Source organism: Halomonas sp. JS92-SW72 (genome assembly GCF_003547075.1).
GTDB classification, from domain to species: domain Bacteria; phylum Pseudomonadota; class Gammaproteobacteria; order Pseudomonadales; family Halomonadaceae; genus Halomonas; species Halomonas alkalicola.
Genome location: NZ_CP032147.1, coordinates 3,854,464 through 3,874,988 on the forward strand (window position 1 = coordinate 3,854,464; position 20,525 = coordinate 3,874,988).

The following is a 20,525-nucleotide window of genomic DNA, read 5'->3' on the forward strand; positions in this document are numbered from 1 at the left end:
GTTTTATCTCGCGAGTTACGAGATTTGGGTGATGATATCATTCACCATCTGTACCAGCCGGGGTCCAATAAAGTCCTCAAGCTTCTCACGAGAAACCTGAAATTCGGGGCCTCCGCAGTTGAACGCCAGTACGCCTAACTGCGGGTGGTTCAGAGGAACCGCAACCGCATTGACTTTTTTCTGCCAGTCGCCCATCGACAGGCAATAGCCATATTCTGCGTACTCTTTGAAGGCGCCATCCAGTGCTCTGCGAATATCCGGCCATTCGTCAGGATGGCTTTGCTGAATATGCTCCATGATCACCTCGGCTTCTTCTTGAGGCATAGCGGCCAGGCAGGCGCGACCGGCGGAGCTTTGGTGAATCGGGAGGCGTGTTCCGATCTGGCGGCGAATGGTGGAGCGCAGCGCGCTCTGGACAACGTCCAGGTAGACCATGTCCAAACGGTCGCGTGCCGACATCGCCACGGTGGCGCCGACTTCATCGGCGAGGTTCACCATCAAAGGCTGGGCAACGGAGCGAATCGGGAGGTTGGAGATCATGGAGTAGCCAAAGGACATCACGCCTACGTCCAGTTGGTACTTCCCGCGCGGCAGAGGGCGGAGATAGCCAAGCCTGGCGAGGGTATGGGTCAGCCGGCTCACGGTGGGGCGTGGCAGCCCCGTCTTTCTGGCCAGATCGAGGTTGCTGAGCATGCTATCCCGCGGTGTGAAGCAGCGCAGAAGCTCCAGCCCCCGTGCCAGCGATGTCACGAACTGTCGATCCTTCTCCTGCTCTTCCATCGCATGGATAGGGTCCACCACGATCTGAAAGTCGCTCTGGCTGTCTTTTTTCTTCACTGAGTCCTCGCTCCCGTGGCGGATAGCAGTCATGAAAGTTTGCCCGCACCGCTTCTGTAATGTCAACTGTGCAATCTAAAAGATCGCTTGGCGGACATTTCTGGGGCTGTTATCTTCATCGGGCCTACATGCGCGCTGTTTCTCCAGTCCTCCCCGAAAACCACAAGGAGGCGTCAGGCGCGCGCAGCGATGTCGTTGACAGCTTTCCGCCAAACTGTGTAGGTTAACGAGTATAGCAAAATAAATGTCCGCATAGCGATCATTTTACTGTGAGGTGGTGCATGAACGACAAGCAGCAGCCCGCCGAGGTATCTCTTGCCTCGCTCGACGAAGGGGTGGCGGTGGTTCGCATCGATCGACCATCCGCCAAGAATGCCCTCAACGGCGCCGTTAGGCGTCAGCTCGCCGAGCTGTTCTCATCCCTGGCCCGGCGTGATGACGTGAGGGCTATCGTGCTGACGGGAGGGGAGCAGGTGTTTGTGGCCGGTGCTGACGTCAAGGAGTTTGCCACGGCGTCGCCCACCGAGATGCATTTGCGCCACAACGAGCGGTTCTGGGAGCCCATTGCGCACTGCCCCAAGCCGGTCATTGCTGCGGTCAACGGGTTCGCTCTGGGCGGCGGCTGTGAGCTTGCCATGCACTGCGACATCATCGTGGCCGGCGAGTCCGCCCGGTTCGGGCAACCTGAAGTCAAACTTGGCCTGATGCCCGGCGCTGGAGGGACCCAACGCCTGGTACGGGCGGTGGGTAAGTTCCAGGCGATGCGCATGCTGATGACCGGCTGCATGGTACCGGCGCCCGATGCACTGCGTATGGGGTTAGTCAGCGAGGTCGTCCCCGATGAGCAGACGCTCGAGCGTGCCAAGGCATTGGCTCAGGAAATTGCACATCTGCCGGCCTTAGCCGTGGAGCAGATCAAGGAGACCGTACTCGCCGGTGCCGACCTGCCGCTTGAGAGTGCGCTAGTCCTCGAGCGGAAGGCCTTCCAGATGCTGTTTGACACAAAGGATCAGAAGGAAGGGGCTGCCGCCTTCATCGAGAAGCGCAAACCGGTCTATCGGGGGGAGTCATGATGGCAGGACAAGTGAATCGGCTGGGGATCGTCGGCACTGGCGTGATGGGCGCAGGGATCGCTCAGATAGCAGCTCAGGCCGGGCTCGAGGTCGCGCTGTTCGACAAGCGTGACGGGGCTGCCAGCGCTGCACGTGATGGTCTGCAGGCGACATTCGACAAACTGGTGAGCAAAGGCAAGCTCTCTCGTGAGTCTGCTGAAGATGCCTTGGCCCACCTTTTCGTCGTCGACTCGATAACGGACCTGGCGGATTGCGACCTGGTCATCGAGGCAATCGTCGAGGACCTTGGCATCAAGCAGGCCCTGTTCTCCGAGCTGGAGGCAATCGTGGCCCGCGATTGCATTCTGGCGACCAATACCTCGTCGCTTTCGGTCACGGCTATTGCCGCGGATCTGGCCTGTCCCGAACGGCTTGCCGGTTTCCACTTCTTCAACCCCGTGCCGCTGATGAAGGTCATCGAGGTGATCGGGGGGATTGATACCGACGAGACCGTGATCGACACCCTGCTGAATTTGGCAGGCCGGCTCGGGCACACCGGCGTGCGTGCCCAGGATACCCCTGGTTTCATCGTCAACCATGCAGGACGCGCTTACAGCACCGAAGGGTTGAAGATTCTTGAGGAGCGGGTAGCGCCACCAGAGGACATCGACCGGATCCTTCGCGAGCAGGCCGGGTTCCGGATGGGGCCGCTCGAGCTTTTTGATCTGACCGGCTTGGATGTCTCGCATCCTGCGATGGAGTCGATCTTCGAACAGTTCTATCACGATCCGCGTTATCGACCTTCCTCTATCTCACGGCAGATGCTGAAAGGTAAGCGACTGGGGCGCAAGACAGGGATTGGCTTCTACCGCTATGAGGCAGGCAGGAAAATTGAAGCACTGACGCCACAGCCGGTACCGGGTGTTAGCGAGCTACCACCGGTCTGGGTGGGGTGTGAGGATGCCGATCTGCGTGCAGACGTCGCGACGCTGCTGGAGTCACTCGGCGGGCGAGTGGAGCCCACAGACTCACCCTCTGAACAGGCGCTCTGCTTGTTGCTCCCCTTGGGTGATGATGCCGTGAGTGCCAGTCAGCACTTCGGCGTCGATCCTGAACGCACACTCTGCCTCGATGTCCTCCTGGGGCTTGAGCGTCATCGTACTCTGATGATGACGCCAGTCACTCGACCGGAGATGCGTGACGCGGCTCATGCGTTGCTGGCATCGGATGGTAGCGGAGTGACGGTCATTCGTGACAGTGCTGGATTTGTCTCGCAGCGTGTGCTTGGGGCAGTGGTCAATTTGGCCTGCGAAATCGCTCAGCGTGAAATCGCTACACCTACCGATATCGATAATGCCGTCAGGCTGGGGCTCAACTACCCCCATGGCCCGTTGGCATGGGGGGATGCGCTGGGTTCGAAGCGGCTGCTTGGGATATTGGAACGTATCTACGCGTTGACGGGGGATCCACGTTATCGGCCAAGCCTTTGGTTGCGCCGTCGCGCCACGCTTGGGATTTCACTGTTGCACGTGGCACCAAGCGGTCGATGATATTGGAAACTCATCATGTTGGTGGAAAAGGGGAGGGTGCCATGGGTGCACTAACGGGAATTAGGGTGCTTGACTTGAGTCGGGTACTGGCGGGCCCCTGGTGCAGCCAGGTACTGGCTGATCTTGGGGCGGATGTCGTCAAGGTAGAACGTGTTGGCAGGGGAGATGATACTCGAGCCTGGGGCCCTCCCTATATGAAGGATGCTCAAGGGAACGAGACGCAGGAAGCCTCATACTATCAATCGACCAATCGCAACAAGCGTTCCGTTGCGGTCGATATCGCTACCAAGAAAGGCCAAGAAGTCATCCGTGCGTTGGCCGCAGAGAGCGATGTGCTCATCGAAAACTTCAAGGCAGGATCATTGAAGAAGTACGGGCTTGATTATGAATCAATTTCCAAGCTCAACCCCAGGCTGGTGTATTGCTCCATTACAGGGTTCGGACAGACGGGGCCTCGCGCGCAGGAGCCCGGCTATGATTTCATCATCCAGGGCATGGGAGGGTTGATGAGCATCACCGGGGAGCGAGACGGCGTCCCTGGTGGTGGTCCGCAAAAGGTGGGCGTGGCGGTTACCGACGTGATGACGGGGCTGTACTCGGTCATTGCCATTCAGGCCGCGCTGCTGGCACGCGAGAAGACTGGCCGTGGCCAGTATTGCGATATGGCGTTGCTGGATGTGCAGTTGGCCGCACTGGGGAACCAGAGTCAGAGCTATCTCAGCACCGGTGTATCGCCTGGGCGGTATGGTAATGCGCATGCCAATATTGTTCCTTATAACTCCTTTAATGCGAGCGACAAGGACTTTATCATCGCCTGTGGCAATGATTCACAGTTTTCGGCTTTATGTGACGCTATTGGATTGCCAGAGCTGTCCATTGATCCTCGGTTTTCGAAAAACGAAAATCGCATCAGAAACCGGGATGCCATCACCCAGATTCTTTCGGATCATTTCAAACTTGATGCCGCTGAAGTGTGGGTAGAAAAGATTAGCAAGGCTAAGGTTCCGGTTGGAATCATTAATGATATTGCCGGTGCGCTTGCTGAACCTCAAGTGGATGCCCGTGGTATGTTGGTTAACATACCACACTCCATGAATCCTGATTTCAAGATGGTCGGCAGCCCGATTCATATGTCTGATACTCCGGTGGAGTACAAGAGGCCTGCGCCACTTCTTGGGCAGGATACTGACGATGTACTGGCCGAATACCTGGATCTCTCCCCAGAGCAATTGTCGCAACTCAAATGCGACGGTGTGGTGGGTTAATTTTTCCAAGAGTCTTGAGCATTACTGAGGAGTGCTGATGAAAGTCCTCGTCGCTGTCAAACGCGTCATCGACTACAACGTGAAGATTCGGGTCAAACCGGATCACTCCGACGTCGACCTCACCAACGTCAAGATGGCCATGAACCCCTTCTGCGAGATCGCCGTGGAAGAGGCGGTGCGCCTGAAGGAAAAGGGCGTCGCCACCGAGGTGGTCGCCGTGACCATCGGCCCCAAGGCTGCCCAGGAACAGCTGCGCACCGCCCTGGCGCTGGGCGCCGATCGTGCCATTCACGTCGAGACCGACAAGCGCGTCGAGTCGCTGGGCGCCGCCAAGGCGCTGGCCAGGCTGGTGGAAGAGGAGCAGCCGGGCCTGGTGATCCTCGGCAAGCAGGCCATCGACACCGACAACAACCAGACCGGCCAGATGCTGGCGGCCCTCACCGGCCTGCCCCAGGGCACCTTCGCCTCCGAGGTGAAGGTCGAGGGGGAGAAGCTCCAGGTGACCCGCGAGGTCGACGGCGGCCTGCAGACCGTCGAGCTGACCCTGCCCGCCATCGTCACCACCGACCTGCGCCTGAACGAGCCGCGCTACGCCAAGCTGCCGGACATCATGAAGGCCAAGAAGAAGCCGCTGGACGTCAAGACCCCGGCGGATCTCGGCGTCGAGGTGGCCTCCAGGGTCAAGCTGCTCAAGGTCGAGCCGCCGGCCGAGCGCCAGGGTGGCGTCAAGGTGAGCTCCGTGGACGAGCTGGTCGACAAACTCAAGAACGAAGCCAAGGTGCTTTGATAACAGTGCTTTGAAAGGAGCTGATCTCATGAGCATTCTGGTACTTGCGGAACATCACGACGGCGCCCTGGCCGGCGCTACTGCCCACGTGGTCGCGGCCGCCCAGGCCATCGGTGGCGATATCGACGTGCTGGTGGCAGGCGAGAATGTGGCCGCCATCGCCGAGGCCGCGGCCAGGCTGGACGGCGTCTCCCGCGTGCGCGTGGCCGACCACGCCGCCTACGCCCACCTGCTGGCCGAGCCCACCGCGGCGCTGCTCAACGCGCTGGCCGGCGACTACACGCACCTGCTGGCGGCCGCCTCCACCACCGGCAAGAACGTGCTGCCCCGGGTGGCGGCACTGCGCGACGTGGCGCAGATCTCCGAGATCATCGCGGTGGCGTCTCCGGACACCTTCAAGCGCCCGATCTACGCCGGCAACGCCATCGCCACCGTGCAGAGCGAGGACGCCCTCAAGGTGATCACTGTGCGCACCACCGGCTTCGACGCGGTAGGCGAGGGCGGCGGCGCCGCCATCGAGGCGGTGGACTTCGTGGCCGACAACGCCCAGTCCACCTTCGTCAAGGAGGAGCTGGCCAAGTCCGACCGCCCCGAGCTGGGTGCCGCCCGCGTGGTGATCTCCGGCGGCCGCGGCATGGGCAACGGCGAGAACTTCACGCTGCTCGACGGCATCGCCGACAAGCTGGGCGCAGCCATCGGTGCCTCGCGCGCCGCGGTGGACGCCGGCTTCGTGCCCAACGACATGCAGGTGGGCCAGACCGGCAAGATCGTCGCCCCCGCAGCCATCGGTGCCTCGCGCGCCGCGGTGGACGCCGGCTTCGTGCCCAACGACATGCAGGTGGGCCAGACCGGCAAGATCGTCGCCCCCGAGCTCTACATCGCCGTGGGTATCTCGGGCGCCATCCAGCACCTGGCCGGGATGAAGGACTCCAAGGTGATCGTGGCCATCAACAAGGACGAGGAGGCGCCGATCTTCCAGGTGGCCGACTATGGCTTGGTGGCCGACCTCTTCCAGGCACTGCCAGAGCTTGAGGGGCGTCTCTAACCCTCCAGCAACCCTTGATCATCATGACGCTGAGGCCAAAAGCTCTCTCGGCTTGCCGGTGGAAGGGAGTCGCCTCTGACCCTCCGGCCTTTTTCTTTGACAGTGAGACTTTTCATGACATCGGTAACCGAGCGCGATTCGATGGATTTCGACGTGGTCATCGTCGGCGCCGGCCCCTCGGGGCTGACCGCGGCGTGCCGGCTGATGCAGCAGGCCAATGCCGCCGAGCAGGAGCTGACCGTGTGCGTGGTGGAGAAGGGCTCCGAGGTGGGCGCCCATATCCTCTCCGGCGCCGTCTTCGAGCCCCGCGCCCTAGCCGAACTCTTCCCCGACTGGGAGGAGCGCGGCGCCCCGCTGACCACGCCGGCGATCCGCGACGAGCTCTACCTGCTCAAAGATGCCGAGAAGGCCCAGAAGCTGCCCAACGCCCTGGTGCCGAAGTCCATGCATAACACCGGTGGCGACATGCCGCGCTACGTGATCAGCGCCGGCAACCTCTGCCGCTGGCTGGCCGAGCAGGCCGAGGGCCTGGGGGTCGAGATCTTCCCGGGCTTCGCCGCCCAGGAGGCGATCGTCGAGGAGGGGGTGGTCAAGGGCATCCTGATCGGCGACATGGGCGTGGGCGCCGACGGCGCGCCCAAGGACAGCTACATGCCCGGCATGGAGCTGCGTGCCAAGTACACCCTGTTTGCCGAGGGCGCCCGCGGCCATATCGGCAAGCGGCTGATCCGGGAATATGACCTCGACGCCGGCCGCGACCCCCAGCACTACGGCATCGGCCTGAAGGAGCTGTGGGACATCCCCGCCGAGCAGCACGAGCCCGGCTTGATCCTCCACGGCTCCGGCTGGCCGCTCGACACGTCCACCCACGGCGGCTGGTTCCTCTACCACGCCGAGAACCAGCAGGTGGTGGTGGGCCTGATAGTACAGGACTCAGGCCTTGGGCGCCGGCTGAATGAAACGTCCAACTATTGGGGGTCAGTTCAAGTCCGGGGCGCTGTCGTTGGGGGCGATGGAGGGGTTACTGGCGGAAGCGCTGGCAGGGGGCCCAGTGCTGCATCAGCAGGTAGTAGGTGACGCCGGCGGGGATCAGGCTGGCGTACCAGGAGACCGCGGAGAAGGTGAGAGCGGCGGCGATGCCCACGGCGGTGGCGATCAGCGCGGCCAGGTTGACGCCCCGGTAGGGACCGGTCTCGTCATAGAGCTTGCCGAGGTCCAGGGTGCGGCGACGGATGATGTAGTAGTCCACCACCAGGATGGCGAAGATCGGGCCGAGGAAGGCGGAGTAGGTCTGCACGAAGAGCTGCAGGCCGGCGGCGGAGTCGGGCTGCACCAGCTTCCAGGGGAAGGTGGCGAAGGCCAGCAGGCCGACGATCACCGTGGAGGTGGTGAACTTCAGCTTGAAGACGTCCATCAGCACGTAGGTGGGCGGCACCACGTTGTTGAGCACGTTGGTGGTCACCTGGGCGAAGGCGATGAACAGCAGGGTGGTCATCAGCAGCGGGGTGTTGTCCACGGCGTTGGCGAACACCTGGATGGGGTCGGCGGTGCCGGTGGCCTCGGAAACCATGTAGCCGATCAGGCCCATGAACAGGGTGCAGGGCAGGATCGACATGGCGTAGATGGTGGTGAGAAGGCTCTGCGGCGTGCCCTTCTTGTGCTCCCGGGCGTAGTCACTGACGTTGAGCATCATGGTGCTGTAGATGCCCAGGAAGAGCATGGTGGCGCCCCAGAACGGCAGGCCCCAGGAGCCTTCCATGGTCAGCAGGCTGGCGGAGAGCTCGTCGCCGTAGCGCTGCACCGTGGCGTAGAACATGTACATCAGCGAGGCGAGGATGAAGACGCTGCCGATGTTCTCCAGCCACTTGATGCCCTGGAAGCCCATCACCGAGAGTCCGATCTGCAGGAACTGGAAGGCGATGAAGTAGAAGATCAGGTTGTCGAAGCCGAACAGGGTGGCCGACACCATGTTCAGCGCGCCGGCGCCGATCCAGCTCTGGAAGCCATACCACACCACCGCCGGCACCGCGCGCACCAGGCCAGGAATGCGCGTGCCGGCGAAGCCGAACGCACTACGGGCCTGAACCATGAAGGGAATGCCGTACTTGTAGCCGGCGGCGCCATTGATGGCCAGCGCGATACCGATCACGAAGCAGCCGATGGCGATCGCCAGGGTGGCCTGGATCAGGTTGAGGGTGCCCACCACGCTGGAGCCCATGGCGAAGGTGCCGATGGAGACGCAGCCGCCGAACCAGGCCAGGAAGTAGGAGGTGCGCCCCATGATGCGGGTCTGCTGGGGGGCCAGCGACTCCTGGCCCGGGGCCTTGGTCTGCTGGCGGGTGGCCTCTGGGGCCGTGGAGGCCGCCTGGGCGGTGGCCGGTGAAGTGGGAGTGGTCATGTCGAGAACCTCGCAAGTCGCTGCTTGATGTTAGAAGTTTCCGGCCAGATGCCGGGATGGCTTGCGGCGTGGCGTGCTCCGGGGAGCGGGTTGTTGTTGTCGTGGGTGCTGCGAACTATCCGGTGGTGCGGGCGGCCGGTCAGCGGGCCGGGGCCAGGTGGGCGAAGCGCTCGAACTGGCCGAGCATCGGCTTGGGTCGCGGGTAGGCCAGGTCGCCGTGCTTGCTGGTGCCGAGCCCCAGGCCGACCAGCGCCTCGGCCAGCTTCACGGCGGCGGTGACGCCCTCGACCACCGGCAGGCCCACCTCGCGGCTGATGGTGTCGGTGAGGTCGGCCATGCCGCCGCAGCCGAGCACGATGGCGCCGACGCCATCCTCGTCGCGGGCGCGGCGGCACTCCTCGATGATGCGGACAAGCGCTGCATCGGCGTTCTGCTCGAGGTCCAGCACCGGGATCTCGGCGGCACGCACCCGGCGGCAGTGGTGGCGAAAGCCGTACTGCTCCAGCAGGTGCTCGGCGATGATGCCGGTGCGCCCCAGGGTGGTGACGATGGAGAAGCGGGTGCTGATCAGGGTGGCCATATGGAAGGCCGCCTCGGCGATGCCGATCACCGGTGCTCGGGTCAGCTCGCGGGCGGCGAGCAGGCCCGGGTCGCCGAAGCAGGCGATCACGTAGGCGTCGGCGCCCTCGCGCTCGCCGGCGAGCACCTGGTCGAGGACCCCCACCGCGCTGATCGCCTCGTCGAAGTGGCTCTCGATGGAGACCGGGCCGTCCAGCGGCTGGGTCGCGGTGATGCGGGTGCCGGGCGCGGCGATCCGGCGGGCCGCCTCACCGATGGTGTCCGTCATGGCGGCGGTGGTGTTGGGGTTGATGACGCGGATCTGCATGGGGTCTCCTGGTCTCGCCGATGTCTTTGTACACAAAATAGATTGATTTTGTGTATTTGGCAAATGCCGCCGCCCCGAAGGGCGCGCCTGAACAACCGACTGTTTTTAAAGGGTTACTTCTGAATTTTTGCTTTTGTCGCTCGAATCAGGGGAGTGAGACTTTGGTCGAGCCACTGCGTTTTGCGCTTGGATTGAGCACAATTATATGTATTTTATGTATACAATATTGAGTGTGGGTGGATGGTTGCACTAAGCTTGATGACACCCTATCTTGTCTTTGTATACATAAATCGCGCTGATGGGGCGTGCCCGGCACCACGACCGGCAGCCAGGCGCCTCGACGGTACGCCGCCAACGCTCGCCAACGACTCTCGATAACAACGCTCGATAACAACTCTCTCTATAACAACCAGGAAGCCCTGCCATGACCGCACCCCGCGCTTCGGACTACCCCCGCGACCTGATCGGCTACGGCCGCAACCCGCCCCATGCCAACTGGCCCGGCCGGGCGAGGATCGCCGTGCAGTTCGTGCTCAACTACGAGGAGGGGGGCGAGAACTGCGTGCTGCATGGCGATGCCGGCTCCGAGCAGTTCCTCTCCGAGATCATCGGGGCGGCGGCCTACCCGGATCGCCACCTGAGCATGGAGTCGATCTACGAGTACGGCTCCCGGGCGGGGGTATGGCGCATCCTGCGCGAGTTCGAGCGCCGCGGCCTGCCGCTCACCGTCTTCGGGGTGGCCATGGCGCTCGAGCGCCACCCGGAAGTGGCCCACGCCTTCAAGGAGCTGGGCCACGAGGTCGCCTGTCACGGCTACCGCTGGATCCACTACCAGGAGATGCCGGAGGCGCAGGAGCGCGAGCACCTGAAGCAGGCCATGGCGATCTTCCAGCGCCTCTATGGCGAGCAGCCCCAGGGCTGGTACACCGGCCGCGACAGCCCCAACACCCGCCGGCTGGTGCTGGACGAGGGGGGCTTCCTCTACGACAGCGACTACTATGGCGACGACCTGCCGTTCTGGACCCGCGAGCGCGACAGCCAGGGCGTCGAGCACGACCACCTGATCGTGCCCTACACCCTGGACAGCAACGACATGCGCTTCGCCGCGCCCCAGGGCTTCAATACCGCCGACCACTTCTTCACCTACCTGCGCGACGCCTTCGACGTGCTCTATGCAGAGGGGGAGGAGTCGCCCAAGATGCTCTCCATCGGCATGCACTGCCGCCTGCTGGGGCGCCCGGGCCGCTTCCGCGCCCTGCAGCGCTTCCTCGACCATATCGAGGCCCACGACCGGGTCTGGGTGGCGCGCCGGGTGGATATCGCCCGCCACTGGATGGAGCATCATCCGGCACCGACGCGCTGAGCCCATTCTGCGCTGAACTGCTTGAGGCTGATCCGGCTAACGTCTTTTCAACTGCCGCTGCCCGAAGCGAGAGGCGCCGGGGACAGGTCGTAGAGGGGGAGCTGTGAACCCCTCGTAGACCTGTCGCCGGAACAGCCTCGAGCGATCTCGGCCATGGGCACGGTTTTCGGCCGTAGACTTATTCAGGACACCCCATGAAACCACGTACCTACTACGCTCCCACCGGCGGCCATCCGCCCCAGACCCAGCTGCTCTCCGACCGGGCGGTGTTCACCGAGGCCTATGCGGTGATCCCCAAGGGCGTCTTCGGCGATATCGTCACCAGCAACCTGCCGTTCTGGGAGGACACCCGGCTGTGGGTGCTGGCGCGCCCGCTCTCCGGTTTCGCCGAGACCTTCTCCCAGTACATCATGGAGGTCGCCCCCGGCGGCGGCAGCGAGCGCCCCGAGCTCGACCCCGAGGCCGAGGGGGTGCTCTTCGTGGTGGAGGGCGAGATGACCCTGACACTCGCCGGCGAGCGCCACGCCATGGGGCCGGGCGGCTACGCCTTCATCCCGCCGGACAGCGACTGGCAGGTCAGGAACGAAGCCGAGGCGCCGGTGCGCTTCCACTGGGTGCGCAAGGCCTATGAACGGGTCGAGGGCATCGAGGTGCCCGAGGCCTTCGTCACCAACGAGAACGACCTCGACCCCAACCCCATGCCGGGCACCGAGGGGCGCTGGGCCACCACCCGCTTCGTCGACCCGAACGACGTGCGCCACGACATGCACGTCAATATCGTCACCTTCCAGCCCGGCGCGGTGATCCCCTTCGACGAGACCCACGTCATGGAGCACGGCCTCTACGTGCTGGAGGGCAAGGCGGTCTACCACCTCAACCAGGACTGGGTCGAGGTGGAGGCGGGCGACTTCATGTGGCTGCGCGCCTTCTGCCCCCAGGCCTGCTACGCCGGCGGCCCGGGGCCCTTCCGCTACCTGCTCTACAAGGACGTCAACCGCCATCCCAAGCTGCGCCTGGGTGGCCGCTGAGCATTCAGGCGTCTGCCCGAGACTCGCGAGCTGCGTTGGCGGGGCTCGAGGCTGATCCGGCGACAGGCCTGTTCGGGGGCGCTGTGAACCCCTCCCTGGGCGCTACCGATGCCATCCCTGGCATAGGACCCCCTCCAGGCCTGTCCCCGGCGCCTCTCGCATCCAACGTCGGAGATACAAGAACATGCTGGAACTGAAAGCCGAACCGCTGACCGCCGAGGCCTTCGCCCCCTTCGGCGAGGTGATCGACGCCCGGGCGTCGGAGTGGTTTCCCATCAACGCCGGGCGCACCCGGCGCCACCACGACCTGGCGACGGTCGAGACCCTGGGGGAGGGCGCGCGGACGCTGATCAGCCTCTTCGTCAGCCAGCCGGTGACGCTCCCCCTGGAACTCGACTTCCTGGAGCGCCATCCCCTGGGCAGCCAGGCCTTCATGCCGCTCCATGAAGAAAGGTTTGTGGTGGTCGTGGCGCCGCCGGGCGAGACCATCGATCCCGCCGAGGTGCGCGCCTTCGTCACCGACGGCCGCCAGGGGGTCAACTACCGCGCCGGCACCTGGCACGCCATCCAGTCGGTGCTGGAGCGGGAAGGGGAGTTTCTCGTCGTCGATCGCGGCGGCGAGGGGAACAACTGCGACGAGCATCCGCTGGCGCTGCGCATCACCCTCTGAGCGCCACGTATCTGGCCTGATTTTCATGCCCAAGTGGTTGACGCCGCTTGGGTATTTTCATGCCTATCAATATTTTGAAAATATTTTCCATTTATTCTTGACGGGGGTGGGGTGGCGGCCTAATCTCGGTATACAAAATGATTTTCCAAAAACAAAATCCCTCACTGGAGGATCCCGTCATGGCTCGCATGACCGCTGCAGAAGCCGCCGTTCACGTTCTCAGGAAGGAAGGCATCGAGGTCGCCTTCGGGGTGCCCGGCGCCGCCATCAACCCCTTCTACGCTGCCCTGCGCCAGGTGGGGGGCATCGACCATATCCTCGCCCGCCACGTCGAGGGCGCCTCCCACATGGCCGAGGGCTATACCCGGACGAAGGCCGGCAACATCGGGGTGTGCATCGGCACCTCCGGCCCCGCCGGCACCGACATGATCACCGGGCTCTATTCGGCCAGCGCCGACTCCATCCCGATCCTCTGCATCACCGGCCAGGCGCCCCGTGCCCGGATGCACAAGGAGGACTTCCAGGCGGTGGATATCCAGGCGATCGCCGGTCCCGTCACCAAGTGGGCGGTCACCGTGCTGGAGCCGGCCCAGGTGCCGCGCGTCTTCCAGCAGGCCTTCCACCTGATGCGCTCCAGCCGCCCGGGCCCGGTGCTGATCGATCTGCCCATCGACGTGCAGATGAGCGAGATCGAGTTCGACCCCGACACCTACGAGCCGCTGCCCGCCTTCAAGCCCCGGGCCACCCGGGCCCAGGCCGAGAAGGCCATCGCGATGCTGCAGGCGGCCGAGCGCCCGCTGATTGTGGCCGGCGGCGGCATCTTCAACGCCGACGCCAGCGATCTGCTGCTCGAGTTCGCCGAACTCACCGGGGTGCCGGTGATCCCGACCCTGATGGGCTGGGGCGCCATCCCCGACGACCATCCGCTGATGGCCGGCATGGTGGGGCTGCAGACCTCCCACCGCTACGGCAACGCCACCCTGCTTGCCGCGGACTTCGTGATGGGCATCGGCAACCGCTGGGCCAATCGCCACACCGGAAGCGTCGAGACCTACACCAGGGGCCGCACCTTCGTGCACGTGGACATCGAGCCGACCCAGATCGGGCGCATCTTCGGGCCGGACTACGGCATCGTCTCCGACGCCCGGGCGGCGCTCGAACTCTTCATCGAGGTGGCCCGCGAGCTCGACGCGGCCGGCCGGCTCAAGCGCCGTGGCCGCTGGGCGGAGGAGTGCCAGGAGCGCAAGCGCACCCTGCTGCGCAAGACCCACTTCGACAACGTGCCGGTCAAGCCCCAGCGGGTCTACGAGGAGATGAACCGCGTCTTCGGCCGCAACACCCGCTACGTCAGCACCATCGGGCTGTCGCAGATCGCCGGGGCCCAGTTCCTGCACGTCTACCAGCCGCGCCACTGGATCAACTGCGGCCAGGCGGGACCGCTGGGCTGGACCATCCCGGCGGCCCTGGGAGTGCGGCGCGCCGACCCGGAGGCCGAGGTGGTCGCCCTCTCCGGCGACTATGATTTCCAGTTCATGATCGAGGAGCTGGCCGCCGGCGCCCAGTTCAACCTGCCCTGGATCCACGTGCTGGTGAACAACTCCTACCTGGGGTTGATTCGCCAGGCCCAGCGCGGCTTCGACATGGACTACTGCGTGCAGCTCTCCTTCGAGAACATCAACTGCCCGGAGATCAACGGCTACGGGGTGGACCATGTCTCGGTGGTGGAGGGGCTGGGCTGCAAGGCGCTGCGCGTCACCCGGCCCGAGGAGATCGCCCCGGCGCTGGAAGAGGCCCGCCGCCTGATCGCCGAGCACCGCGTGCCGGTGGTGGTGGAGGTGATCCTGGAACGGGTGACCAACATCGCCATGGGCACCGACCTGGACGGCATCAACGAGTTCGAGGCCCTGGCCGAGAACGTCGAGGATGCGCCCACCTCCATCGCCGCCCTCGTTTGAATCTTTCGCCTCATCAAAGGGCGCTGGGGGCAGGCCAGAGAGGAGGTCCTACGCCAGGGATGGCGTCGGTAGCGCCCAGGGAGGGGTTCACAGCGCCTCCGAGCAGGCCTGTCGCCAGACAAGCCCGGACAACTATAGCGACCCAAGGAGTTTCCCATGCCCAAGTTTGCCGCCAACCTCAGCATGCTGTTCACCGAGGTGGAGTTTCTCGACCGTTTTGCGGCCGCCGCCCGGGCCGGCTTCCAGGGGGTGGAGTATCTCTTCCCCTATGACTACCCGGCCGAGGAGATCAAGCAGCGCCTGGACGTCAACGGCCTGACCCAGGTGCTCTTCAACCTGCCGGCCGGCGACTGGGCCGCCGGGGAGCGTGGCATCGCCTGTCATCCGGATCGCGTCGAGGAGTTCCGCGAGGGCGTCGAGCGGGCCATCGCCTACGCCCGGGTGCTCGGCAATACCCAGGTCAACTGCCTGGCCGGCATCCAGCCGGAAGGCGTCAGCGACGAGGAGGCCCGCGCCACCCTGGTGGGGAACCTGCGCTTCGCCGCCGAGAAGCTCGCGGCCGCCGGCATCCTGCTGATCGCCGAGCCGATCAACACCCGCGACATCCCCGGCTTCTTCCTCAACCGCACCGAGCAGGCGCTCGCCATCTTCGACGAGGCGGGCAGCCACAACCTCAAGCTGCAGTACGACATCTACCACATGCAGATCATGGAAGGGGACCTGGCGCCGACCATGGAGAAGCACCTCGCGCGCATCGCCCACGTGCAGATCGCCGACAACCCCGGCCGCCACGAACCCGGTACCGGCGAGATCCACTACCCCTTCCTGTTCGCCCATCTGGACCGGCTGGGCTACGACGGCTGGATCAGCGCCGAGTACAAGCCGGCCGGCCGCACCGAGGAAGGGCTGGGCTGGCTGGACGCGGTACGGAGCTGAGTTCCCCGTTCATAGCGAGAGGCGCCGGAACAGCCTCGCGCGGTAAGTAGCCTTCTAGCCAGGATGACAACGACAAGAGGAGAGTGACGATGAGCAAGATCGGATTTATTGGCCTCGGCATCATGGGCCGCCCCATGGCGGGCCACCTGCTGGACGCCGGACACGAGGTCGTGAGCGTCAGGCGCGGCACGCTGGACTCCACCCTGGCCGATAAGGGCCTGCGCGAGCTCGATAGCCCCGCGGCGGTGGCCGCCGAGGCCGAGGTGATCATCACCATGGTGCCGGATACCCCGGACGTCGAGGAGGTGCTGTTCGGCGAGGGCGGCGTCATCGAGGGGCTCAAGCCCGGCACCCTGGTGATCGACATGAGCTCCATCGCCCCCATCGCGACCCAGGGCTTCGCCAGGCGCATCCATGAGGCGGGCGGCGAGTACGTCGACGCTCCGGTCTCCGGTGGCGAGGGTGGGGCCATCAATGCGGCCCTGACCATCATGGTGGGCGCTACCGACGAGGGCTTCGAGCGCGCCCGCCCGATCCTGGAGGTGATGGGCAAGACCATCACCCATATCGGCGGTCACGGCGCCGGCCAGACCTGCAAGGTGGCCAATCAGATCGTGGTGGCCCTGACCATCGAGGCGGTGGCCGAGGGGCTGCTGTTCGCTTCCAAGGCCGGTGCCGATGTGGCCAAGGTGCGCGAGTCGCTGCTCGGCGGCCTCGCCCAGTCGAAGATCCTCGACGTCCACGGCGCGCGCATGATCGAGCGCACCTTCGACCCGGGCTTCCGCATCCGGCTGCACCAGAAGGACCTCAACCTGGCACTCGAAGGGGCGCGCAGCCTCGACCTGGCGCTGCCCGGCACCGCCAACGCGCAGCAGCTGTTCCAGGCCTGCGCCGCCCAGGGCGGCGCCGACTGGGATCACGCCGGCATCCTGCGCGCGCTGGAGACTCTGGCCAACCATGAGATCGGCCAGGCATGAGTCGGTTCGCCGGCCCGGCTGACGGGCCGGCGGCGACAGGGAGGTGACTGCTCCCTGAGGCAGGCGTCGGGTCGTCGTCTGCCTCGCGGCCGCCGAGAGGCGGCCTTGCCCGGCGGCGGGGCAGCCCCGCCCGCCGCCGGGCCTTTTTGACCCCCGAATTCCTTCCCGTATTCTTCCGCCGGCGGTGGCCCCGTCGACGCCGGCCCGCCGCGAGGAGCGCCCATGACCGCGATCTCATCCCCGGAGACACTGCTGCTGGCCTGCGAGGCCGATCCCCTCGCCTGGCTGCGCGAGCTGGCCGACACCGCCGTGGCGGCGGTGCATCCCGATGCCCTGCTCGAAGGGCAGCTGCCCGAGCCGCCCGCCGGGCGCACTCTGGTGGTGGGCGCCGGCAAGGCCGCCGCCGCCATGGCCGCCGCCCTGGAGCGCGCCTGGCGGGCTCGCTATCCCGAGGCCCCGCTCTCGGGTCTGGTGGTGACCCGATACGGCCATGGCACTGCCTGCGAGCGCATTGAGGTGCTCGAGGCCTCCCACCCCATGCCTGACGACCTGGGCGAGCGGGCCGCCCGGCGCATGCTCGAGGCGGTGGGCGAGCTCGGCGAGGAGGACCTCGTCATCGCGCTGATCTCCGGCGGCGGCTCGGCGCTGATGAGCCAGCCGGCCCTGGGCGTCAGCCTGGCCGAGAAGCAGGCGATCAACCGGGCGCTGCTGCGCTGCGGGGCGCCGATCCGCGAGATCAATACCGTGCGCCGCCACCTCTCCGCCATCAAGGGCGGCCGGCTCGCGGTGGCCGCCCATCCGGCCCGGGTCGTCACCTGGCTGATCTCCGACGTGCCGGGCGACGCGCCCTCCCTGGTCGCCTCCGGCCCGACCCTGCCCGATGGCTCCACGCCGGCCGAGGCCCTGGCGATTCTCGAGCGCCATGCGATCCGGGTGCCGGCAAGCGTCCGTGACCGCCTGGGACAGACCTGCGATGCCCCGTCCGCCGACGACCCCGGCTTCGCCCGTGACGAGACCCGGGTGCTGGCGCGCGCCGCGGACGCCCTCGAGGCCGCCCGCGCCGCCGCCGAGGCGGCCGGGGTCGAGGTGCGCCTGCTCGGCGATGACCTGGAGGGCGAGGCCCGCGAACTGGGCCGCGCCCAGGCGCGCCTGGCGCTCTCCCTGCGCGACGTGCCGCGGGACAGGCCGCTGCTGCTGCTCTCCGGCGGCGAGACCAGCGTCACCGTCACGGGCCACGGCCGCGGCGGGCGCAACGTCGAGTATCTCCTCGGGCTCCTCGAGGCCCTGCGCGGGGCCGAGGGCATTCACGCCCTGGCCATCGACACCGACGGCATCGACGGCTCCGAGGACAACGCCGGTGCCCTGTTCGGGCCCGACGACTGGCAGCGGGCCGAGGCGCTCGGTCTCGAGGCGCGCGATTACCTGTCACGCAATGACGCGTATACTTTCTTCAACGCGCTCGACCGGCTGATCGTGACCGGGCCGACGCGCACCAATGTCAACGATTTCCGTGCCATTCTGGTCTTGCCGAGGACACCATGACGCTTCCCCCCCACGCCCCCATCCATGACCCCATCCGCCGCACCAAGATCGTTGCCACCCTGGGCCCGGCCAGCGACCGCGAGGGCGTGCTGTGGCAGGCCAAGCGACCAGAGTTATTTACCAAGCGGGTAATCAATCACACGGGACCCGACACCTACTCTCGAAGGGTTGGACAGGATATTGAGTGGGGCAGGCTGGAAGCCGGCCCATGACACCTTGGAGAAGATCTCTTCTAAAAATGAGTGGGTTAATGATGTTCTGCACTCTGAGGCAGTTGATGTTCAAGACTATCTCAGCGGGCTGTCTGTATTTCTTGTCAGGGAGGAAGGTGTGGAGCATCTCGATTCCATCAGGCAGATGCTCTTTGATCAAGGCTTCGATAATGTGCTGGAAGGCCGGATACCTGACGATAGGGTCAGTGAGACGGTCTCCGGCATCAGGGGAGGGAACTGGGGGAAGGGACCCTGGCCTAAGAGCGGCGGCTTCCCAGTATACTATTTTGTTGTCTATGATGCACGGCCTCTTCGAGTCAGCCCTGAAACTGCCAAGGAGCATCCCGGGCTGGACAATGAGCGAATTTCGATCGCGAAGATAAGAATACGCGATAGATACAATAGTAGCGTGCCATCGCATAAAAAGTGCAATATCATCCACTCGTCAGATAATGCTCACCAGGCACTCTGCTATCTCAATATTATTAATTCAGAATCCATTCCATTTGTCGAAGGCGAGGCGGCCAGAAAATTCTCAAAGTTCATGACGCCATTTTTCGTCGTGTGTGATTTAAGTAACCATGCCCGCCGGGCCAAGGTGGAATTAATTGAATATCATGGAAGAAAAGCCATCTGCAAGACCTTCAAGGAAGGCAGGGAGCATTACCTTGAGAGGGAGGTAGTGGCTCGCCAGGTCGGTGCCGGACTGAGTGAAGTTTCGCGCATGCTTGAAGTAGGTGATAATTATATTGTAATGGAGTTTTATGATGGCTCTATTGACAATATTTCACGCATCCGTCCTCTTTTCCATGGCAATCCTTATCTTCCGATCTGGGCAATAGAAAGAATGAAGAATGTCATTATTTATTACAGAGAGCGTGGCTATGAGTGTGTTGACTTTAGTCCTAAGAATGTTCTCTTCGATTCTTCCAGTGGTCTTAAAGTAATTGATTTTGAGTTCCTTCAAAAGGTGGATGGGGCGTCGAAGGAGCTGGATGGGAATTTTGCTTGGTATTCTGCGCCTGATGATTTCAAGGGTGATTTACCCCAGTGGAAGAACAATCGTTCGCTATATCGAAGGCGGTGGTTTCGATATACTGGACTCCCGCTTTATTTCTGCGTGAATGATTATCCTAAAGTAGTCCTTCATCTCGTCAGAGGGGTTACCTTTCTGTACTTTTCCGTGAACAACGCTCGAAGAAAGGCTCTCTCCTTGCCAATGAGGAAGTTTCATTTTCGTTGATCTCTCTAATGTGGCCATATTTTCTTCACCCTTCGTAATCTTGCTGGTGTCGTAATTCATCAGGTAATGGCTTGCCTCCCGTTTCACTCCCCTTTAGGCCTGATGGCCAATTTTTATCGGAGAATAAAAAATGACCAGGACAGTGATTACCTATGGCACGTTCGATATGTTTCATATCGGACATCTCAACCTGCTCCGTCGCCTTTCCGAGCTGGGCGACCGGCTTGTCGTTGCGGTATCAACTGACGAGTTCAATGCCGGGAAAGGCAAGCGCACCCTTATACCCTTTGAGCAGCGTGCCGAGATCGTACGTAACATCCGGTATGTCGATGAAGTGATACCTGAATCCTCCTGGGATCAGAAGGTCGTTGATGTACAACGCTATCAGGTGAACACCTTTGCCATGGGGGACGATTGGGCTGGGGAGTTTGATTTTCTTTCAGCCTATTGCGAGGTCGTCTACCTGCCGAGAACCGAAGGCGTCTCTACTACCGAGCTGAAACGCTCACTGAGTCGTTTCTGCAACGTTTCTCGAGAGGACATCCTCCGTGCTTTCGATGTTATAGAACAGTTACGCAAGGACTTTGGATAGTCGTGATCCCTCTTTCTTTGCTCGCTTGGTGAGTCCTATGCCAAACACGGGAGAATGGCTTGCCGCTGCCCGCCGGTTACCTATCAAGGTACTGGCTCGTGCAGGCTTCGGGGTCTACCGAAGTCGCGACCTGCGGGATGTGGACATCACCATACCGGAGGTTCTTGCCCAGTATGCCAACCGCCCC

General features: G+C 63.6%; 16 protein-coding genes and 2 pseudogenes. 15 read left to right on the plus strand and 3 right to left on the minus strand.

The features are described from left to right. Positions 1-15: 15 nt before the first annotated feature. On the minus strand, positions 16-870 hold the full coding sequence (locus D1793_RS18210) for an IclR family transcriptional regulator (RefSeq protein ID WP_119023381.1): 855 nt from the start codon (positions 868-870) through the stop codon (positions 16-18). 248 nt (positions 871-1,118) lie between these two features. On the opposite strand from D1793_RS18210, the gene D1793_RS18215 reads away from it, so the two are divergent. From D1793_RS18215 to D1793_RS18240, 6 genes and pseudogenes are all read left to right on the plus strand, one after another. Next, positions 1,119-1,910: an enoyl-CoA hydratase gene (locus D1793_RS18215; protein ID WP_119023382.1), complete on the plus strand. Its 792-nt coding sequence runs from the start codon at positions 1,119-1,121 to the stop codon at positions 1,908-1,910. Then, positions 1,910-3,439: a 3-hydroxyacyl-CoA dehydrogenase gene (locus D1793_RS18220; RefSeq protein ID WP_119023383.1), complete on the plus strand. Its 1,530-nt coding sequence runs from the start codon at positions 1,910-1,912 to the stop codon at positions 3,437-3,439. The genes D1793_RS18215 and D1793_RS18220 overlap by 1 nt, the downstream gene beginning before the upstream one ends. A 41-nt stretch (positions 3,440-3,480) precedes the next feature. Then, positions 3,481-4,704 carry a CaiB/BaiF CoA-transferase family protein gene (locus tag D1793_RS18225; protein ID WP_119023384.1) on the plus strand — a complete coding sequence of 408 codons (1,224 nt, stop codon included), beginning with the start codon at positions 3,481-3,483 and terminating at the stop codon, positions 4,702-4,704. A gap of 37 nt (positions 4,705-4,741) precedes the next feature. After that, complete coding sequence (locus D1793_RS18230; RefSeq protein ID WP_119023385.1) at positions 4,742-5,491, plus strand: electron transfer flavoprotein subunit beta/FixA family protein; 750 nt, start codon at positions 4,742-4,744, stop codon at positions 5,489-5,491. 28 nt (positions 5,492-5,519) lie between these two features. Beyond that, a complete protein-coding gene (locus tag D1793_RS18235; protein WP_119023386.1) occupies positions 5,520-6,536 on the plus strand; it encodes an FAD-binding protein in 1,017 nt (338 codons plus the stop codon). Between the two features lie 114 nt (positions 6,537-6,650). Then, positions 6,651-7,463, plus strand: a pseudogene (locus D1793_RS18240) (NAD(P)/FAD-dependent oxidoreductase); the annotation flags it as partial. A 94-nt stretch (positions 7,464-7,557) separates the two neighbouring features. Here D1793_RS18240 and D1793_RS18245 read toward each other — a convergent pair. Continuing rightward, entirely contained in the window at positions 7,558-8,934 is a 1,377-nt protein-coding gene (locus D1793_RS18245) for an NCS1 family transporter (protein ID WP_119023387.1), read from the minus strand. A gap of 139 nt (positions 8,935-9,073) precedes the next feature. Then, positions 9,074-9,820, minus strand: coding sequence for an aspartate/glutamate racemase family protein (locus D1793_RS18250; RefSeq protein WP_119023388.1), 747 nt, complete (start codon positions 9,818-9,820; stop codon positions 9,074-9,076). A gap of 424 nt (positions 9,821-10,244) precedes the next feature. Here D1793_RS18250 and puuE point away from each other — a divergent pair, with 424 nt between their 5' ends. From puuE to tagD, 9 genes and pseudogenes are all read left to right on the plus strand, one after another. Continuing rightward, positions 10,245-11,183: an allantoinase PuuE gene (puuE, locus tag D1793_RS18255; protein WP_119023389.1), complete on the plus strand. Its 939-nt coding sequence runs from the start codon at positions 10,245-10,247 to the stop codon at positions 11,181-11,183. Between the two features lie 194 nt (positions 11,184-11,377). Further along, on the plus strand, positions 11,378-12,211 hold the full coding sequence (locus tag D1793_RS18260; RefSeq protein ID WP_119023390.1) for a bifunctional allantoicase/(S)-ureidoglycine aminohydrolase: 834 nt from the start codon (positions 11,378-11,380) through the stop codon (positions 12,209-12,211). A gap of 184 nt (positions 12,212-12,395) precedes the next feature. Beyond that, a complete protein-coding gene (locus D1793_RS18265; RefSeq protein WP_119023391.1) occupies positions 12,396-12,881 on the plus strand; it encodes an ureidoglycolate lyase in 486 nt (161 codons plus the stop codon). Positions 12,882-13,060: 179 nt separating this feature from the next. Then, positions 13,061-14,836: a glyoxylate carboligase gene (gene gcl / locus D1793_RS18270; RefSeq protein ID WP_119023392.1), complete on the plus strand. Its 1,776-nt coding sequence runs from the start codon at positions 13,061-13,063 to the stop codon at positions 14,834-14,836. Between the two features lie 156 nt (positions 14,837-14,992). Further along, complete coding sequence (gene hyi / locus D1793_RS18275; RefSeq protein WP_119023393.1) at positions 14,993-15,772, plus strand: hydroxypyruvate isomerase; 780 nt, start codon at positions 14,993-14,995, stop codon at positions 15,770-15,772. 71 nt (positions 15,773-15,843) lie between these two features. Further along, positions 15,844-16,749 (plus strand): annotated as a pseudogene (locus D1793_RS18280) (2-hydroxy-3-oxopropionate reductase); the annotation flags it as partial. 222 nt (positions 16,750-16,971) lie between these two features. Then, entirely contained in the window at positions 16,972-18,291 is a 1,320-nt protein-coding gene (locus D1793_RS18285) for a glycerate kinase (protein WP_119023395.1), read from the plus strand. Positions 18,292-18,471: 180 nt separating this feature from the next. After that, the gene (locus D1793_RS19585; protein ID WP_162900025.1) at positions 18,472-19,746 is read left to right on the plus strand and encodes a hypothetical protein; all 1,275 of its coding nucleotides are present in this window, start codon (positions 18,472-18,474) and stop codon (positions 19,744-19,746) included. Between the two features lie 130 nt (positions 19,747-19,876). Then, the gene (gene tagD / locus D1793_RS18295; RefSeq protein WP_119023397.1) at positions 19,877-20,338 is read left to right on the plus strand and encodes a glycerol-3-phosphate cytidylyltransferase; all 462 of its coding nucleotides are present in this window, start codon (positions 19,877-19,879) and stop codon (positions 20,336-20,338) included. Positions 20,339-20,525: the final 187 nt, after the last annotated feature.

Coding starts and splice junctions, on each gene's coding strand:
- D1793_RS18210 (WP_119023381.1), bottom strand. CDS start 870: ATGACTGCTATCCGCCACGGGAGCGAGGACTCAGTGAAGAAAAAAGAC.
- D1793_RS18215 (WP_119023382.1), top strand. CDS start 1,119: ATGAACGACAAGCAGCAGCCCGCCGAGGTATCTCTTGCCTCGCTCGAC.
- D1793_RS18220 (WP_119023383.1), top strand. CDS start 1,910: ATGGCAGGACAAGTGAATCGGCTGGGGATCGTCGGCACTGGCGTGATG.
- D1793_RS18225 (WP_119023384.1), top strand. CDS start 3,481: ATGGGTGCACTAACGGGAATTAGGGTGCTTGACTTGAGTCGGGTACTG.
- D1793_RS18230 (WP_119023385.1), top strand. CDS start 4,742: ATGAAAGTCCTCGTCGCTGTCAAACGCGTCATCGACTACAACGTGAAG.
- D1793_RS18235 (WP_119023386.1), top strand. CDS start 5,520: ATGAGCATTCTGGTACTTGCGGAACATCACGACGGCGCCCTGGCCGGC.
- D1793_RS18245 (WP_119023387.1), bottom strand. CDS start 8,934: ATGACCACTCCCACTTCACCGGCCACCGCCCAGGCGGCCTCCACGGCC.
- D1793_RS18250 (WP_119023388.1), bottom strand. CDS start 9,820: ATGCAGATCCGCGTCATCAACCCCAACACCACCGCCGCCATGACGGAC.
- puuE (WP_119023389.1), top strand. CDS start 10,245: ATGACCGCACCCCGCGCTTCGGACTACCCCCGCGACCTGATCGGCTAC.
- D1793_RS18260 (WP_119023390.1), top strand. CDS start 11,378: ATGAAACCACGTACCTACTACGCTCCCACCGGCGGCCATCCGCCCCAG.
- D1793_RS18265 (WP_119023391.1), top strand. CDS start 12,396: ATGCTGGAACTGAAAGCCGAACCGCTGACCGCCGAGGCCTTCGCCCCC.
- gcl (WP_119023392.1), top strand. CDS start 13,061: ATGGCTCGCATGACCGCTGCAGAAGCCGCCGTTCACGTTCTCAGGAAG.
- hyi (WP_119023393.1), top strand. CDS start 14,993: ATGCCCAAGTTTGCCGCCAACCTCAGCATGCTGTTCACCGAGGTGGAG.
- D1793_RS18285 (WP_119023395.1), top strand. CDS start 16,972: ATGACCGCGATCTCATCCCCGGAGACACTGCTGCTGGCCTGCGAGGCC.
- tagD (WP_119023397.1), top strand. CDS start 19,877: ATGACCAGGACAGTGATTACCTATGGCACGTTCGATATGTTTCATATC.